Annotated in this window: 18 protein-coding genes; 2 read left to right on the forward strand and 16 right to left on the reverse strand. The window is 57.4% G+C overall.

Translation table 11 applies throughout. The features are described 5' to 3' along the window. The first annotated feature begins 2 nt into the window (after nucleotides 1-2). Nucleotides 3-473 (forward strand): histidinol-phosphatase, encoded by a 471-nt coding sequence (locus Q7U39_04805; protein MDO9117256.1) that lies wholly within the window; start codon nucleotides 3-5, stop codon nucleotides 471-473. Here the strand turns inward: Q7U39_04805 and Q7U39_04810 are convergent. From Q7U39_04810 to ffh, 11 genes are all read right to left on the reverse strand, one after another. Further along, nucleotides 470-1,831 (reverse strand): S41 family peptidase, encoded by a 1,362-nt coding sequence (locus Q7U39_04810; GenBank protein MDO9117257.1) that lies wholly within the window; start codon nucleotides 1,829-1,831, stop codon nucleotides 470-472. The two genes, Q7U39_04805 and Q7U39_04810, sit on opposite strands and share 4 nt — an antisense overlap. 71 nt (nucleotides 1,832-1,902) lie before the next feature. After that, the gene (locus tag Q7U39_04815; GenBank protein MDO9117258.1) at nucleotides 1,903-3,090 is read right to left on the reverse strand and encodes a peptidoglycan DD-metalloendopeptidase family protein; all 1,188 of its coding nucleotides are present in this window, start codon (nucleotides 3,088-3,090) and stop codon (nucleotides 1,903-1,905) included. Beyond that, entirely contained in the window at nucleotides 3,087-3,986 is a 900-nt protein-coding gene (ftsX, locus tag Q7U39_04820) for a permease-like cell division protein FtsX (protein ID MDO9117259.1), read from the reverse strand. The genes Q7U39_04815 and ftsX overlap by 4 nt, the downstream gene beginning before the upstream one ends. Then, the gene (gene ftsE, locus Q7U39_04825) at nucleotides 3,983-4,663 is read right to left on the reverse strand and encodes a cell division ATP-binding protein FtsE (protein ID MDO9117260.1); all 681 of its coding nucleotides are present in this window, start codon (nucleotides 4,661-4,663) and stop codon (nucleotides 3,983-3,985) included. Before ftsE ends, ftsX begins: the two co-directional genes overlap by 4 nt. Before the next feature lie 31 nt (nucleotides 4,664-4,694). After that, entirely contained in the window at nucleotides 4,695-5,078 is a 384-nt protein-coding gene (locus Q7U39_04830) for a YraN family protein (protein ID MDO9117261.1), read from the reverse strand. A gap of 11 nt (nucleotides 5,079-5,089) precedes the next feature. Continuing rightward, complete coding sequence (locus Q7U39_04835) at nucleotides 5,090-5,725, reverse strand: ribonuclease HII (protein ID MDO9117262.1); 636 nt, start codon at nucleotides 5,723-5,725, stop codon at nucleotides 5,090-5,092. Between the two features lie 75 nt (nucleotides 5,726-5,800). Beyond that, complete coding sequence (rplS, locus tag Q7U39_04840) at nucleotides 5,801-6,196, reverse strand: 50S ribosomal protein L19 (protein ID MDO9117263.1); 396 nt, start codon at nucleotides 6,194-6,196, stop codon at nucleotides 5,801-5,803. Nucleotides 6,197-6,217: 21 nt separating this feature from the next. Then, on the reverse strand, nucleotides 6,218-6,985 hold the full coding sequence (gene trmD, locus Q7U39_04845) for a tRNA (guanosine(37)-N1)-methyltransferase TrmD (GenBank protein ID MDO9117264.1): 768 nt from the start codon (nucleotides 6,983-6,985) through the stop codon (nucleotides 6,218-6,220). 1 nt (nucleotide 6,986) lies between these two features. Next, complete coding sequence (gene rimM, locus Q7U39_04850; GenBank protein MDO9117265.1) at nucleotides 6,987-7,508, reverse strand: ribosome maturation factor RimM; 522 nt, start codon at nucleotides 7,506-7,508, stop codon at nucleotides 6,987-6,989. A gap of 5 nt (nucleotides 7,509-7,513) precedes the next feature. Continuing rightward, the gene (gene rpsP / locus Q7U39_04855) at nucleotides 7,514-7,795 is read right to left on the reverse strand and encodes a 30S ribosomal protein S16 (GenBank protein MDO9117266.1); all 282 of its coding nucleotides are present in this window, start codon (nucleotides 7,793-7,795) and stop codon (nucleotides 7,514-7,516) included. Nucleotides 7,796-7,845: 50 nt separating this feature from the next. After that, nucleotides 7,846-9,192: a signal recognition particle protein gene (gene ffh / locus Q7U39_04860; GenBank protein ID MDO9117267.1), complete on the reverse strand. Its 1,347-nt coding sequence runs from the start codon at nucleotides 9,190-9,192 to the stop codon at nucleotides 7,846-7,848. Between the two features lie 212 nt (nucleotides 9,193-9,404). Here ffh and Q7U39_04865 point away from each other — a divergent pair, with 212 nt between their 5' ends. Further along, nucleotides 9,405-9,665, forward strand: a complete 261-nt coding sequence (locus Q7U39_04865) for a DUF4321 domain-containing protein (GenBank protein MDO9117268.1) — start codon at nucleotides 9,405-9,407, stop codon at nucleotides 9,663-9,665. Here the strand turns inward: Q7U39_04865 and uvrB are convergent. The 5 genes from uvrB to Q7U39_04890 all read right to left on the reverse strand — a co-directional run bounded on the left by uvrB (nucleotide 9,662) and on the right by Q7U39_04890 (nucleotide 15,525). Beyond that, entirely contained in the window at nucleotides 9,662-11,659 is a 1,998-nt protein-coding gene (gene uvrB / locus Q7U39_04870) for an excinuclease ABC subunit UvrB (GenBank protein MDO9117269.1), read from the reverse strand. The two genes, Q7U39_04865 and uvrB, sit on opposite strands and share 4 nt — an antisense overlap. A gap of 126 nt (nucleotides 11,660-11,785) precedes the next feature. Beyond that, nucleotides 11,786-12,103 carry an RNA-binding protein gene (locus tag Q7U39_04875; protein MDO9117270.1) on the reverse strand — a complete coding sequence of 106 codons (318 nt, stop codon included), beginning with the start codon at nucleotides 12,101-12,103 and terminating at the stop codon, nucleotides 11,786-11,788. A 261-nt stretch (nucleotides 12,104-12,364) separates the two neighbouring features. Next, nucleotides 12,365-13,141 carry a hypothetical protein gene (locus Q7U39_04880; protein ID MDO9117271.1) on the reverse strand — a complete coding sequence of 259 codons (777 nt, stop codon included), beginning with the start codon at nucleotides 13,139-13,141 and terminating at the stop codon, nucleotides 12,365-12,367. 41 nt (nucleotides 13,142-13,182) lie between these two features. Further along, a complete protein-coding gene (locus Q7U39_04885) occupies nucleotides 13,183-13,446 on the reverse strand; it encodes a hypothetical protein (protein MDO9117272.1) in 264 nt (87 codons plus the stop codon). Nucleotides 13,447-13,458: 12 nt separating this feature from the next. Continuing rightward, on the reverse strand, nucleotides 13,459-15,525 hold the full coding sequence (locus Q7U39_04890; GenBank protein MDO9117273.1) for a thioredoxin domain-containing protein: 2,067 nt from the start codon (nucleotides 15,523-15,525) through the stop codon (nucleotides 13,459-13,461). Nucleotides 15,526-15,543: the final 18 nt, after the last annotated feature.

A 15,543-nucleotide genomic window follows, 5' to 3' on the forward strand; every position in this document is an offset into this window, starting at 1 on the left:
ACATGCCTACGCAAAATGAACGAGTCGCCCAGATCTTTCAATCCATTGCCACACTGCTCGCCTCCCAGCGGGCCAACCCCTACCGCATCAGAGCCTATCGCCGGGCTGCGGATTCGATTCTGGCACTGGAAGAGGATGTCGCGCTTGTGGCACAGCGTCACGAACTTGAAGACATCGACGGGATCGGGAAAGATTTGGGGGGAAAGATCAGGGAGTTTCTGGAAACCGGGACGATTCGCACGTATGAAGAATTGAAGACACCATTGCCACCCGAGGTAAAGAGCTGGGCGCGGCTGCCGGGCCTCCACGATTCACTGGTGAGCTATCTCTATGCCAGGCTGGGTATCCGAACGCTGGACGACCTGGAGCAACTGGTCTCATCCCACCTTCTCCGCACCGTTCCAGGATTTACCGGATCGGAGGATGAATTGCTCCAGGCCATTCGACAGCAGAACGCGTCCCCTCCGGGTTAGGAGACTTTCATCTCCTTAAAAATCTTCCAGGTCTTCAGCAACTCCACCGCTTTCTGCAATTGCGCATCCTGCTCAAGGGCCGGATCACCGGCCGAATCAACTGCAGGTGTTTGAGGTGCCGCGCCACCCTTGGTTGCCGTGTCCTCCGGTGCCTTCCCGTTGGAATGCGGCGCCGCCTCCTTCTCTTTCCCCGGAGCCGGCTTCACAGCCTTGGCGTCAGGTGACGGATCGACGGGCTTCCCGTCCTTTGCCGGGGCTGGAGTCGGAAGCTTCACAACAATATCCGGAGTAATGCCTGTGGACTGGATCGATCGCCCCTTGGGCGTATAGTACTTCGCCGTGGTGAGTCGAAGTCCTGAGCCGTCGCCGAGCGGAAGGATGGTCTGGACCGATCCCTTCCCGAACGAGGTGGTGCCGACAATCACCGCACGCCCCCAGTCTTGCAGCGCTCCGGCAACGATCTCCGACGCGCTCGCCGACCCTTCATTCACGAGAATGATCATCGGAAGTTCATCCATTTGATCTTTCGACTTCGCCAACCATTCATCCTTCTTACCTTCGCGATTCTTGGTGAACACGACGAGCTTCCCGTTGGGGAGAAACTGTTCGGACACATCGACCGCCGCCGTCAGCAATCCGCCGGGATTGTTCCGGAGATCCAGAATGGCCCCCTGGACTTTCTGTTCGCGGAATTGCTTGATGGCTTTCGCGAGATCCCGTCCCGTCGCTTCCTGAAACTGTGTCAGCCGAACATAGCCCAGGTTGTCGATGACCTTCGACTTCACGCTTTCGATCTTGATGGTATCCCGCATCAGCGTAAACTGCAGCGGATCCGGCGTCCCCTCGCGCTGAATGGTCAGGTTGACCTTGGTCCCCTTCGGGCCGCGCATCTTCTGGACCGCATCCATCAACGTAAGATCCTTCGTCGTCTCATCGTTGACCTTCACGATGAAGTCTCCGGCCTTAATCCCTGCCCGCTGGGCCGGAGTCCCTTCGATCGGTGCGATCACAGCCAACCGATTCTCTTTCACTCCTATCTGAATGCCAACGCCGCCGAACTCGCCCTTGGTTTCCACCTGCATCTCTTTGTACATCTCGGGCGTCATATAGGCGGAGTGGGGGTCAAGCGTCGACAGCATGCCGCGGATGGCCCCTTGCACCAATTCCTTCGTTTTCGTTTCATCGACGTAATGCCGCTGCACCTGATTGAGCACCTCCGAAAATGTCTTGAGCTCCTCGTACGTTTCCGTCGCATGGCCGGTTCGCTCCCAGCCCTTGCCGATCAGAACCCCGCACACGATGGCCACAACCATCATTGGCCCGATGACCCAAGACTTCGCTCGCGGCTGCTGTTCCATAAAGCGTCTATCCTTTCCGTCCAAATGCCCGAACCCTGTCACCAATCAAGTCTGTTTCCAGACCATATTTTCTATCGCTTGGCCAACCACAGCATCGGGTCCACGGCATCGGACCCTTCACGTAATTCAAAGTATAATGTATTTTCGCCGATCATGCCCGTATCTCCGGTTTCTCCGATCGCCTGCCCTTCCGTGACACGTTCCCCGACTTTTGCCAAAATCCTCGAGGCGTGGGCATAGAGCGAGAAAAATCCGTTCGTATGATCCATGATTATAACCAGTCCATACCCTTTCAACCAGTCGGCATAGACCACGGTGCCCGGCATGACGGAATGGATAAAACTGCCCTCCACCGTTCTGATTTCGATACCCTTCCGTTGCACATAGGTATTGAACGTCGGATGTTTTTGCCGGCCGAAGAACGACACGACCTGCCCATCTGCCGGCCAGGGCAACGCGCCCTTGGCTCCGCGCGGAACCGCCGGCGCGGTCGGCGGCCGCATTGCCATGGCCTTCCGGCGCGTCTCCAATTCATGCAGGAGGCTATCAACCCGAGAGGCAGACCGTTCAAGCTCTTCGGCCGCCCGGCTGAACGAATCTTTCTCCTGCGTGATCTTGGTGAAATAGACCTTCTTCTCCTTCTGCAGCGAGCGGATGTCGGAAAGCTTTTTCTCTGTCGCCTCCTTGTACGCCAACATTCCAGCGCGAGCTTCCGCCCGTTGCCGCTCCGCCTGCTCCATCCGTCCGACATCGGCTCGAAACGTCCCCATCAACTCAAAATCTTTTTGAGACACCGCCGAGAGATATTGCAATCGCCGTTGAAAATCACCATAGGAGTCCGCCGATAACAATGTCTTCACATAGCCGGCCCGCCCCTCCATATATTGCACTCGGAGCCGAGCCAGAATGGCCTCGCGACGCTCCTGGATGCTGCCACGTATCGCCCCGAGCTGTTCGGTGATCGAGTCGATCTCACGATCCTTTTTCCGAAGCTTCTTGTTGATCTCCTGATGTTCCTGGCGGGTCCGCACCAATCGCTCATCAAGCGTTTGAATCCCCTGGAGCACGGACTCCCGTTTTTTCTCCGCTTCGTCCGCCCGTTTTCGTTTCTCCTCGATTTTATCTTTCAGCTGTTCCAGCGTCTTCCGTTCACGCTCAATTTTTTCAGAAATCGGATCGCCCGCCGCCCTGGCAGAACTCGTCGCACCGACACACAGGACCAGACAACCGGCCAATGTAAGTATGTGTGCGCCCCTCATGCCCGCCCGTCTCCAAACCGCCGGAGCGACACGAAACTGCCGGCAAACCCAAGACCGATCCCGACCAAAACCAGCGCCAGACAGACGGAGAGAGGGAAAAAGGTAATCATGTTTTCGATGCCGCTCAATCGGCCGGTTGAACTGATCTGTTGACGAAACAGCTCGAATCCACCTTTTAGAATCAGTAGTGACAACGCACTTCCGCAGGCGCCCAGCACCGCGCCTTCGAGCAGATACGGAATGCGGATGAACCACCGGGTGGCGCCGATCAGCCGTAAGATCTCCACTTCCTCCCGCCGTGAAAACAGTGTCAGCCTGATGGTATTGCCGATAATCGTCACTGCGGCGGTCGAGAGAATTACCCCGACACCGATGGCGATCAGCTCGATATACCGAATGAGCCCTGCCAACGCATCAATCCATTCTTGATTGTAATCGACCTTCGCCACCCCCCCTATCGTGCGGACCCGCTCCGTCCACCGCTTCACCGCATCGGGGGATCGAAATTGCGAAGCCAGCGTCACCACGAACGAAGCCGGGAGCGGGTTTTGTCCCAATCCTTCCAGCAGATGGGAATCGGCTGGAAACTGGGCGCGAAACTCACCCAAGGCCTGTTCCTTTGAAATAAATACCGCGGCCGCCACCATCCGATCCGCCTTCAATCGACCTTCCAGCTCAATTACGGCTTCCCGGGTAAGCTGGTCATCCAGATAGACCATGATTTTGATGTCTTCTTGGAGCCAGCCTGCGGCGCTCCGCAGATTCACGTAAAGCAGCAGAAAGATCCCGACACAGGACAGCGTAAAGGCCGTCGTCAAAATCGCCACGACGGTCGTTGTGCGGTTCGCTCGCATATTGGCCCAGGCTTCACGGAGCAGATAGAACAATCGTCTCATACGCCCACCTGTACGGCATGAGCGGGAGCCGGAACCATGACGCCTTCCTGAAGGACAATCACACGACGGTTGATCTGCGCCATAACTTGAGGGTCATGGGTCGCAACAATGACGGTCGTGCCTCGCGCATTGATGAGCTTAAACAGCTCAATAATTTCTGCCGTCCGCTCGGGATCCAGATTGCCCGTCGGCTCATCGGCAAGCAGCACGATCGGCCCATTCACAATCGCCCGGGCAATGCAGACGCGCTGTTGCTCACCGGCGGACAGGCTGGTTGGAAACTGATCCTTCTTGTGGTCGACTCCGACCGCCCGCAATGCCTCCGTCACCTTTCGACGAATATCGACCGACGACGCCCCCTGCACAATCAACGGCAAGGCGACATTTTCAAAGACCGACTTCTTCGACAACAGACGAAAATCCTGAAACACCGTCCCAACCTTTCGGCGAAGGAAGGGAATCTCCGATTTTTTCAACTTCGTGACATTCTTTCCCTGAACAAAGATTTGCCCTTCGTCAGGATTCTCGGCCGCAATCAACATGCGCAACAAGGTCGACTTCCCGGCCCCGCTCGGCCCCATCAATAAGACAAACTCCCCTTTCTCGATATCGAGCGTGAGATCGGAGAGCGCCGGGCGGCGATCATATGTTTTCGAGACGTGAATCAGTTGAATCATCGCATCCATCATACTTATCTACAGAATACTGCTACCAGCCCGCTTGATCCGATACCTCAAACGCATGCTCGATATGCTCGATCTGAAAGGAGGACTCCGCATCCCCCTGCACTAAGATGACATCGAATCGACAAACTCGATCGCTCAAATGGCGCTGGGCCAGATACTGTCCTGCCAACCGGATCAACTTGGCTTGTTTCCGCCGATCTACCGCCAGGAGCGCACCGCCAAACGCTCCGGTGGTTCGTGCTTTGACTTCAACAAACACCAACACACCGTGATCATCGGCGACCAGATCAAGCTCGCCGATTGTGGTCCGAAGATTCCGTTCCAGAATCGCATAGCCCTTCCGGCGTAAAAACTGCTCGGCGCTTGCTTCACTGTCCTGACCGAATTGGTGGCGAGGATCACGCATCGTCTCCGCCCTCATGGTTGCAATGCCCCACAGGCAGGCGCATTCAACACCGCCGACACAGGCGCAAAGGTTCGTCGATGGATCGGGGATGGGCCGTACTCAGCCAGACGAGCCAAATGTTCCTCTGTGCCGTACCCTTTATGAGACAGGAAATTATACTGCGGGTAGGCCTCATGGAACTGAATCATCAACCGATCCCGCGTGACTTTGGCCACAATCGACGCAGCCGCGATGGACAACGACAGGGCGTCGCCCTTGATGATCGGACGAATGGGCATCGCCATCCCTGCAAGGGACACGGCATCGATCAACACGTAATCAGGAGCGGGCGAGATTTCGGCAAGCGCCCGACGCATCGCCAGCTTAGTCGCTTCGAGGATATTGATCCGGTCGATCTCTTCCGCCGTCGATGACCCGACGCCGACCGAGACGGCCCGATCCATAATCTCGGCATACAGCCGATCGCGCTCTGATACGGATAGTTGCTTGGAGTCGTCCGCCCCGATCAGGCGACAACGAACGGGAAGAATCACGGCCGCGGCGACGACCGGGCCAGCCAGGGGACCTCGACCGGCTTCGTCGACGCCGGCGATGCGGCGATACCCGCACCGCCGGGCCTCTTGCTCAAATTCCTCGGTAGGTCCCAACCGGCATGTCCTCCGACTTGCGAGACCGACTCAGAGGTACGGGTGCGGCTGAATGACGGCCACCCGATCAGGCCCTTAGGCCTTGGCTGCCGCCGCTTTTGCCGCTGCCGCCGCTTTCCCCTCACCCACAAACTCGCGTTCTTCAACCTTGGCGAACTTGCCCTTCTTGGACCGAAGATAGTAGAGCTTGGCGCGACGCACACGGCCCTGACGCACCACATCCACCTTGGTCACGATCGGCGAGTGCACCGGGAAAATTCGCTCGACCCCGACGCCGTAGGAGACCTTGCGGACGGTAAATGTTTCCGTATTCAAGGCTCCTTTACGAGCGATCACCGCTCCCTCGTAGACCTGAATGCGTTCCTTTTCACCCTCCACGACTTTCACATGGACCCGCACGGTATCGCCCACTTCAAACTTAGGCGGCGTGGCTTTGGTGAATGACTGCTGAAGACGTTCTAACCGATTCATGATGCTCTCCCTTTCCTTCCATCAAACGGGCGTCGAGACAACGCCCTCGCTAATAATCTCACTCAATAACCGTTGATCTTCACGACTCAAACTGCGATCCCGGATGAGGTCCGGACGCCGCGCATAGGTGCTGCGCAAGGCCTGCTTCCTGCGCCAGAGACGAATGGCTTCATGATGCCCAGAGAGCAGCACCTCGGGAACCCCCATGCCTCGCACGTCGGCAGGCCTGGTGTAGTGCGGGTATTCCAGGAGTGAATCCGAAAAAGACTCTTCGACCACGGACTCCGGGTCACCCAGCACGCCCGGCACCAATCGAGTGGCGGCGTCAATCAAAACCAAAGCCGGCAATTCGCCTCCGGTCAAAATATAGTCGCCGACCGAAACCTCTTCCGGCTGGAGCGCCTCGCGAACCCGCTCATCAACTCCTTCATAGTGCCCGCAGAGAATGACGATCCGGCAAGGCTCGGCGGCCAGGTCTTTCGCATAGTCCTGCGTGAAGATTCGCCCCTGGGGCGAAGGAAACATCAACCGAATCTCTTCACCGGTGGATTGGGCGCTGGCACGCAACGCATCCACCGCGCGCAGGATCGGCTCCGCCTTCATAACCATCCCCGCACCGCCGCCATAGGGAACATCGTCTGCAACCTTGTGGCGATCCAGCGTGTAGTCACGAAGATTATGCGCCTGGATGGCCAGCAATCCCTTCTCTTGCGCGCGTTTGAGCATGCTATGCCCCACCGCCTGCAGAATCATTTCGGGGAACAATGTCAGAACGTCGATGCGCAACACGTCACGCTCCCAACCCTTCGATCATGTGTACGGTCATCACCCGCTGCTGTAAATCAACGGCCACAACCAAATCTCGCGCTGCGGGGATGAGCGTTTCCTTGCTCCCGTCCTGCACCACAAACACATGATTGCCGGTTAATTCCCAGATGTCGGTCAACGTCCCAATACCGTTCCCCTGTTCATCCTGCACGCGCAAACCGATGAGATCGCATTCATAATACTGTCCCTGCGGCAACGGGGGCGCACTCCCTTTCGGGATTTGAATCAACCCGCCACGCCATTGCCCGGCCTCCTCGGGAGATGTCAATCCTTCAAATGCAAGGATATACCCCTGCCCCGCAGGACGAACCTGCGTCACCCGCGTGTCCCAAGTCTTGCCACTAGTCGCCAGGAGACTCACCGCTCCCAATGACTCCAATCGACCGGGCACGTCGCTGAGCGAACGAACTTTCACCTCGCCTCTGACGCCGAACGATCGTTCGATCCGTCCTACTGTTACCAGCTCGACCGGTTCGGCCACCATGGTCGCTAGGCCTTCTTCTTCGCCGCTTTCTCTGCTTCAAACTGCTTCCAGAGACCGGACCGGCGCAACAAGGTCCGCACGGTCACCGAAGGCTGGGCTCCATGATGCAACCAGGTCAACACCCGGTCCTGCTTCACATCCGGAAGACCCTGTTCCTTGAGCGGATCGAAAATGCCGAGAATTTCCAGGAACCGCCCGTCGCGGGCCTTCCGGGAATCCGCCGCTACCAAACGATACATCGGCCGCTTATGTCTGCCTGTCCGAGCCAATCTGAGATGAACTGCCACGACTGCCCTCCTTTGAAAAACCGTCCAACACGGTGAATGAATAAATCTCGCTACATGGAGCGCATGAGTTGGGCCAATTGGCGCCGCCCCCCTGTCCCCGTCATGGCCTTTGCCAATTTCTTCGCCGACAAGAATTGCTTGATCAGGCGATTCACGTCCTGCACACTCGCGCCGCTACCGCGAGCAATCCGCTTCTTCCGGCTGCCGTTGATGATGGTATGGTCACGCCGCTCACGGGTCGTCATCGAGTCGATCATCGCCGTGACCCGCTTCATCTCGCGCTCCGGCTTATCCCCCTCGATCACACTCTTCAACTTCTGTCCGCCCGGCAACATGCCGAGAATCTGCTCCAGCGAGCCCAGCTTGTTCATCTGAGCCATCTGCTTGCGAAAATCCTCAAGCGTAAAGCTATTACTGGTCAGGCGCTGCTGCGCCTCTTCGGCCTGTTCTTGCGTAAACGTGGCTTGCGCCTTTTCGATCAGCGAAAGGACGTCGCCCATCCCGAGGATTCGGGAAGCCATCCGATCGGGATGAAAGACTTCCAGGGCATCCAGTTTTTCGCCCACACCGAGAAACTTAATCGGCTTACCGGTGACTGCACGGATGGATAAGACCGCTCCACCACGAGCATCACCTTCGACCTTCGTGAGGATCACCCCGGTGAGACCCACCTTCTGATCGAACTGGGTGGCCATCGTAACGGCATCCTGCCCCGTCATCGCATCGGCCACCAGCAGGATTTCATGCGGCGTCACCGCCGTCTTCACGGCAACCAGCTCTCCCATCAACCCGTCATCAATGTGCAGGCGACCGCCGGTATCAAGGACGACCAGGTCAAATCCCTGCTCGCGTCCACGCTCGACCCCGGCCTGGCAGATCCGCACGACGTCCGACTGAGTGGCCTGCGCATGGTCGACGCGATGAACATCAATTCCAAGATCACGGCCAAGACTGCTGAGCTGATCGCCCGCCGCGGGTCGACGCGGGTCCGCAGCGACTAAGAGCACCCGCTTCCCCTGGCCCTTGAAAAGCCGGGCCAGCTTCCCGCAGGTCGTCGTTTTTCCAGCGCCTTGCAACCCGACCATCATCACCACGGTGGGCGGTTGAGAATGGAGGGCCAAACCCGCCTTCTCACGGCCCATCATGTCACAAAGCTCATCCCACACCACCTTAACGACCTGATGACCAGGCGTCAGGCTTTGCAGCACTTCCTGCCCGACCGCTTTGACGCGAACCCGTTCGATGAAATCCTTGACGATCTTGAAGTTCACATCGGCTTCGAGCAACGCCAGCCGGACTTCCTTCAAGGCTTCGCCGATATTCTGCTCCGTAAGCACGCCTTGCCCACGAAGCTTCTTCAGGATTTTCTCGAACTTATCGCTCAGCGCATCCAGCATGGGGCCCCAAAGAAAAAGGCAACCGAAGTCTCAATCAAGTTCTCCGATTGCCTCGTAAAACCTAAAGAAAGAGCATCGGGGAGTGTATAGAAACCGGTCCGGCGAAGTCAAGATATCCGAAGCCATCGGATTTGTTGACAGACCCGACACCATCCGATATGGTGCCCTCAGTCGACTTCGATTGGATCTACATCAGGGAGCGTACACAGCGCGTGAGAAAGTCACCCTGGGTTCTTCTCATTTTCGTACTCATAGGCGGGCTACTCGGCGGAATTCTTGGAGAAATTCTGCATGTGATGGCCCCGCAGGGTAACATTCAGAGCATCTTCTCCACGCATTTCACCCCCGGAATCAGTCCTCCCCTCACGATCGACCTGGTGCTCATCAAGTTCACGATCGGATTCAGTATCAAGGTGAACTTACTGAGCATCCTTGGCATGTTTATCGGAGTCTACCTGTACAAGCACGTTTAAGCCTTCAGATCCAAATCCTTCAGCCTCAATGCCCTGATCTGATTGCGCAATTCTGCTGCACGCTCAAACGCCAGCTCCTTGGCTGCCGCCTTCATCTCGCCTTCCAACCGAAGAATCACCTGCCCCACGGTTTCGTCCTTGCCGTAGGGCTCCATGGTCTCGGCCGCCAAATCCAGCTGGACATAATCCAGCTCGGCTACCGCATACTCCAACGCAGGAATCTCTTTCTTAATACTAGCCGGGGTAATCCCATGGGCCGAGTTATACTCAGCCTGGATCAGACGCCGGCGAGTCGTCTCTGCCATGGCGACTTTCATCGACGCTGTGATGATATCACCATAAAACACCACGCGCCCTTCAACATTTCTTGCCGCACGCCCGGCCGTTTGGATCAGAGACCGATAGGATCGCAGATAGCCCTCCTTGTCTGCATCAAGAATAGCCACCAGCGTCACCTCGGGTAGATCCAGCCCTTCCCGCAGGAGATTGATCCCCACCAGCACGTCGAACACCCCGCGGCGCAAGTCGCGGATGATCTCAGCCCGCTCAAGCGTTTTGATATCGGAGTGAAGGTACCGCACCTTCAACCCCAACTCGTGATAATACTCGCTGAGATCTTCCGCCATCCGCTTTGTGAGAGTCGTCACTAATACGCGACCGCCTTTGGCTACTTCTTTTCTCACCTCTCCTAGGAGATGATCCACTTGTCCCTTTGCCGGTTGCACCTCAATGCTGGGATCCATCAACCCGGTCGGCCGAATAATCTGTTCGACCACCGCACCCGCCGCATGCTCCAGCTCGTAGTTCCCCAGCGTCGCCGACACATAGACCACCTGGTTCAGGATCCGTTCGAACTCCTCGAACTTGAGCGGCCGGTTATCGATGGCGGAGGGCAGGCGAAACCCGTAGTCCACCAGCGTCCGCTTCCGTGAATAGTCTCCCGCATACATCCCGCCCACCTGTGAAACCGTGGCATGCGACTCATCGATGATCATGAGAAAGTCTTTGGGGAAGTAGTCGATGAGCGTCGGAGGAGCCTCACCAGGCGCCCGGCCGCTCAGATGGCGCGAATAGTTTTCGATGCCGTGGCAGTACCCCATGGCGCGGATCATTTCGAGGTCGAACTTCGTCCGCTGCGCGATGCGCTGCGCCTCGACCAGCTGCTTGTGCTTCTGAAAATAGAGGACGCGCTCATCGAGCTCTTCCTCAATCCCGGTGATCGCTCGCTCGTACCGATCCGGCGCAATCAAATAGTGGGTATTGGGATAGATCGGCACTTTGGGTAATTTGCCCAGCGATTTCCCGGTCAGCGGATCGATCTCGTGGATCGCATCGATCACGTCGCCGAACAGTTCGATTCGAACCGAAACTGCATCGCTGGCAGCCGGGAATATTTCAATGACATCCCCGCGCGCACGGAACGTCCCGCGATGAAAATCGACATCATTCCGCGCATATTGAATTTCGACAAGCTTCGCCAGAATCTTCTCGCGCCGAATTTCCATCCCCACTTCGAGATACAACAGCATGCCATGGTAGATCTCCGGCGAACCCAGGCCGTAAATGCACGAGACCGACGAGACGATGATGACGTCGTTCCGCTCTAACAAGGACCGGGTCGCCGAGTGGCGCATCTGATCGATCGCGTCGTTGATCGACGCATCCTTGGCAATGTAGGTATCCGTCTGGGGAAGATAGGCTTCCGGCTGGTAGTAGTCGTAGTAACTGATGAAGTACTCGACGGCGTTCTGCGGGAAAAACTGTTTGAACTCCTGGTACAACTGCCCGGCCAAGGTCTTGTTATGCACAAGCACGAGCGTCGGCTTCTGAACCTGCTCGATCAGGTTCGCCATCGTAAAAGTCTTACCCGATCCGGTCACTCCGAGAAGGGCTTGATGCTTTATGCCGGCACGAACGCCGGTTGTCAGCTTGGCAATCGCCTCGGGCTGATGACCACAGGGATGAAACGGGGCTTCGAGCTTGAACTGCGGCACAGGGACCTCCGGCGGTCATCTTATCAAAGACACCGTATCTGCACGACCGGCGCAGGGAGCGAGGAATAAAAAAGGGCTGCCGGAATTTCCGGCAGCCCTTTCATGTACTAAGAGGTCGTGACCGGTTTAGTACCGACCGCCGCCACCACCACCAAATCCGCCACGCCCACCACCGCCGCCGCCACCGGAACGGGGCTCTTGAGGCCGGGCTTCATTCACAGTCAATGTCCGGCCGCCGAGCTGGGTGCCGTTCAACGCGGTAATCGCCGCCTGCGCTTCGCTATCCCCCGACATCTCCACGAAACCGAATCCACGGGACTGGCCCGTGAACTTGTCCGTGATGATGCGTGACGACGTCACGGCTCCGTGCACAGCGAACAAATCGCTCAGCTGTTGCTCGGTTGTTGAGTAGGGCAATCCACCGACGTAAATCTTCGAACCCATGGGGTTCCTCCTTTGAGAAAATGGTGTTGTGTTGGACTCGAGAACGGAGGAAGGAAGGAATGGGCCGAAGACGTCAACACAGCGGCGGCTTAGCTCTGGCTTCCGATCAAATTCCCGGGCACAACCATAACAACATCGATTCAGGCCTTGTCACATTCAATGCTTGATTGCCAGGCCTCTCGCAATCAAGCAAGGCGATGCTACTCCAGCAAACTGAGAAAAGGCAAGCAGAGAATCAATTGGCTCATAGCGATATCCCGTTTAATAGGCGGCCGGTGAAGAAAGTGGCCGATGAGAGAACAGGGGCACTGCATGCAACGTGTCGAAAAACCAGGATGTTTTCCCTTGCATCACCACGCCGACTTGACCGGTCCCCAGCATCTGATCCTCTACCGAGAGCACCAATACTCCGTCGACAAATGCCTCGATAAAATCTTTGCTGACAATCGTGTTCCGCTGAACCCGAAGACTGTGCCAATCGATGGGTTTCAGCGTCACGGCTGTCTGACCCAATATCGTGACCACTCCCTCAATCACACGGATGACCTGTGCGCGCTTTGCTCCAAACTCGACGAGAGCCGCATAAAAGTTTTGTGCATCCCGCAAGGCAAACACAAATCCGCCCACACCGTCCACTCCATCGGCTGACCGAATACGCATCGTGAGATCCGGATACTCATATTCAAGTCCCTGCGCGATCAGCAGCCGGAAGCAGGTGCTATCCTCGCAGGCAGACGTCCCCATCACCACATTCGGAGCGGACGGGGCTGTGTCATCGGTTTCTACCGACCAGCTCGCCGAGACCCCAGCCCCAGAGGACAGCGGAACAAAACCTCCAGGGATGCTTTTGGTTGCATCCTTGTCGAATGTCCACTTATGGAAGAGGCCGCCGGTCGCCTGCTGCTTCAGATTCGCTTCCTTCTCCTCATGGTTCTCACGAGGGACCGCCGACACCGGCGCAACCCCCACCAAGAGAACCACCGCCACACAGAGACTGAGCGACAGCGTTGCTCGAATGTTCTGAGCTATCACACGCATGGTCCTGAGAACCTCCCGCTTGATCATTTCTGAGCCACCAGCTATGGCTTCGAACCCGTCTCAGAGTTCCGCCGCATGCTTACAATATCTCGCTGCAACCGATCCCGCTCGGCCAAAATCCGCTTCCGCCGCTGCCAACGATCCCACGTCCACCATCGAAGCTTCTGGGCAAACGTCACGGACGGAGGGGCCGAGCTACCGCCTGGAGCATGCTGAAAATCATACCCCTGATGATCGCCGCGGTTTTCGAAAAATCGCTTATAGAGGTGCTCGTACAGGCCCTGTCCAGATTCGCCGCCAGCCACAGGCACTCCTTTCTACAAAAGCGATTCCAATTGAGCGCTCTCCGTCACCGGCGCCGAGCAGGTGAACTGCTGGCAGACATACGCGGTCGCCTGCCCGTTCACGCTCACCTTCCCCGCCGCCAAAGGTAGCTCGCCCTCTTTTCCCCGTCGTGCCTCGTCAATGACCAGGAGAATCTTGTTCGGCACATACCGCTGATGCAAAGTGGCCAAGAGCGATTCCGTCTGCGGATTGCCCCGCGCCCCGACGATTACCACTTCTTTCGGCTTGGATAAGGACAAATCCAACCCGCAGAGAAGCCCGGACGCCCCATAGGCATTCTGATCCATCAACTGGGAAAACACCCGGAGGGTTAGTTCGGCGCGATCATAATACGTCCGTTCCCCCGTCAAAGAAAAGAGGCGAATCAGCACCTGCACCGCCACCGCATTGCCGGACGGCATCGCGCTATCCGTGCCGGACTTCATCCGATGGATGAGAACCTCGTGGTCCTTGGCCGTGAAAAAGAACCCGCCAAGGCCTTCGTCCCAGAAGTGCGTCAGCATACCATCCGCCACGACCTGAGCCTGTTCCAAATACCAGCTATGTGACGTCGTCTCGAAGGCATCGAGTAACGCCGCCGCCAGATAGGTATAGTCATCAAGATAGCCGGCAATCCGGCCGCTTCCGCCCGCGACCGTGCGGGACACGCGACCCTCGGCAATCGCGTAGTCGATCAGGAACGTCAGGGCCTGCTCGGCTGCCGACAAGTACCACGGAGTCCCGAAGGTCTGATACGCATCAAGAAAGGCCGAGACCGCGAGAGCATTCCAGCTCGTGAGAATATTCTCATCCCGTTGGGGCTTCACTCGCTGCTCGCGGGCAGCCAACAGTTTCTTCCTGGCCGGGCGCAGGGTCGCTTCGAGCTGCTCCTGAGCCTCAGCGGACAATCCCGCATCTCCCAGCCGATTCAAGACCGTCTTCCCTTCGAAATTGCCGCCGTCCGTTACGCCATAAGCGCGGCAGAACATCTCGCCCAACTCCTGTCCAAGCACGGCCAGAATTTCCGCCTGGTCCCAGACAAAGAACCGGCCTTCCTCACCTTCACTATCGGCGTCCTGCGCAGCGAAAAAGGCTCCGTCCGCATGCGCCAGTTCCCGACGCGTCCATTCGAGCGTCTCTTCGACCACCTGGCGGAACCGCGCCTCTTTCGTCAGCCGCCAGCCATCGAGATAGATGCGAACCAATTGTGCATTGTCATAGAGCATCTTTTCGAAATGCGGGATGAGCCACTGCCCATCGACTGAATACCGGTGGAACCCGCCGCCGAGATGATCGTAGATCCCGCCGGCCGCCATCTTTCGCAACTGCAGCAAGACCTTCTCTTGAGCCGTCACGTCCTTCGAGCGATAGGTGTGGCGCAACAACAGGCTGAGCGGGGGCACCGTGGGGAATTTCGGCCCTTCTCCGAATCCGCCGTTGACCGGATCGAAAAACAGCCCAAGATCCTTGACCCCGTCGACCAGCAACGCGTCCGTCAGCGGCTCCTGAGACGGCTGATGTAAACTCACCCGAGCCAAACCGGCCTTGACCCGCTCGACATTTTTCTCCACGTCATCCCGATGATTCCGATAGGCGTCCAGCACACCCTGCAAGACTTGCGGGAACCCCGGCAAATTATGTCGCGACACCGGAGGGAAGTAGGTCCCGCCGTAAAACGGCTCCTGATCCGGCGTGAGGAACATCGTCAGCGGCCAGCCGCCTCCCCGCCCAAGAAATACCTGCGCGGCCTTCTGATAAATATCATCGAGATCAGGGCGCTCTTCCCGATCCACCTTCACGCTCACAAAGTATTCATTGAGCACGGCCGCAATCTCACGATTCTCGAAACACTCGTGAGACATGACATGGCACCAGTGGCAGGCCGAGTAGCCGATCGACAGGAGGATCGGCTTATCTTCAGCCTTGGCCTTCGCCAATGCCTCCGGTCCCCAGGCATACCAGTCGACAGGATTCAGCGCATGCTGCCTGAGATAGGGGCTGGATTCAGTGATGAGACGGTTGGGAAACGAATCGGCCTGCGTCATGGTGCGTATCAACATTCTCCGTGACGAATAGTA

This window comes from Nitrospira sp., from assembly GCA_030653545.1.
Classification (GTDB): domain Bacteria; phylum Nitrospirota; class Nitrospiria; order Nitrospirales; family Nitrospiraceae; genus Nitrospira_D.

Coding starts and splice junctions, on each gene's coding strand:
- ftsE (MDO9117260.1), bottom strand. CDS start 4,663: ATGATTCAACTGATTCACGTCTCGAAAACATATGATCGCCGCCCGGCG.
- ffh (MDO9117267.1), bottom strand. CDS start 9,192: ATGCTGGATGCGCTGAGCGATAAGTTCGAGAAAATCCTGAAGAAGCTT.
- Q7U39_04830 (MDO9117261.1), bottom strand. CDS start 5,078: ATGCGTGATCCTCGCCACCAATTCGGTCAGGACAGTGAAGCAAGCGCC.
- Q7U39_04875 (MDO9117270.1), bottom strand. CDS start 12,103: ATGGGTTCGAAGATTTACGTCGGTGGATTGCCCTACTCAACAACCGAG.
- Q7U39_04815 (MDO9117258.1), bottom strand. CDS start 3,090: ATGAGGGGCGCACACATACTTACATTGGCCGGTTGTCTGGTCCTGTGT.
- Q7U39_04880 (MDO9117271.1), bottom strand. CDS start 13,141: ATGCGTGTGATAGCTCAGAACATTCGAGCAACGCTGTCGCTCAGTCTC.
- rimM (MDO9117265.1), bottom strand. CDS start 7,508: ATGGTGGCCGAACCGGTCGAGCTGGTAACAGTAGGACGGATCGAACGA.
- Q7U39_04890 (MDO9117273.1), bottom strand. CDS start 15,525: ATGTTGATACGCACCATGACGCAGGCCGATTCGTTTCCCAACCGTCTC.
- Q7U39_04805 (MDO9117256.1), top strand. CDS start 3: ATGCCTACGCAAAATGAACGAGTCGCCCAGATCTTTCAATCCATTGCC.
- Q7U39_04810 (MDO9117257.1), bottom strand. CDS start 1,831: ATGGAACAGCAGCCGCGAGCGAAGTCTTGGGTCATCGGGCCAATGATG.
- ftsX (MDO9117259.1), bottom strand. CDS start 3,986: ATGAGACGATTGTTCTATCTGCTCCGTGAAGCCTGGGCCAATATGCGA.
- rplS (MDO9117263.1), bottom strand. CDS start 6,196: ATGAATCGGTTAGAACGTCTTCAGCAGTCATTCACCAAAGCCACGCCG.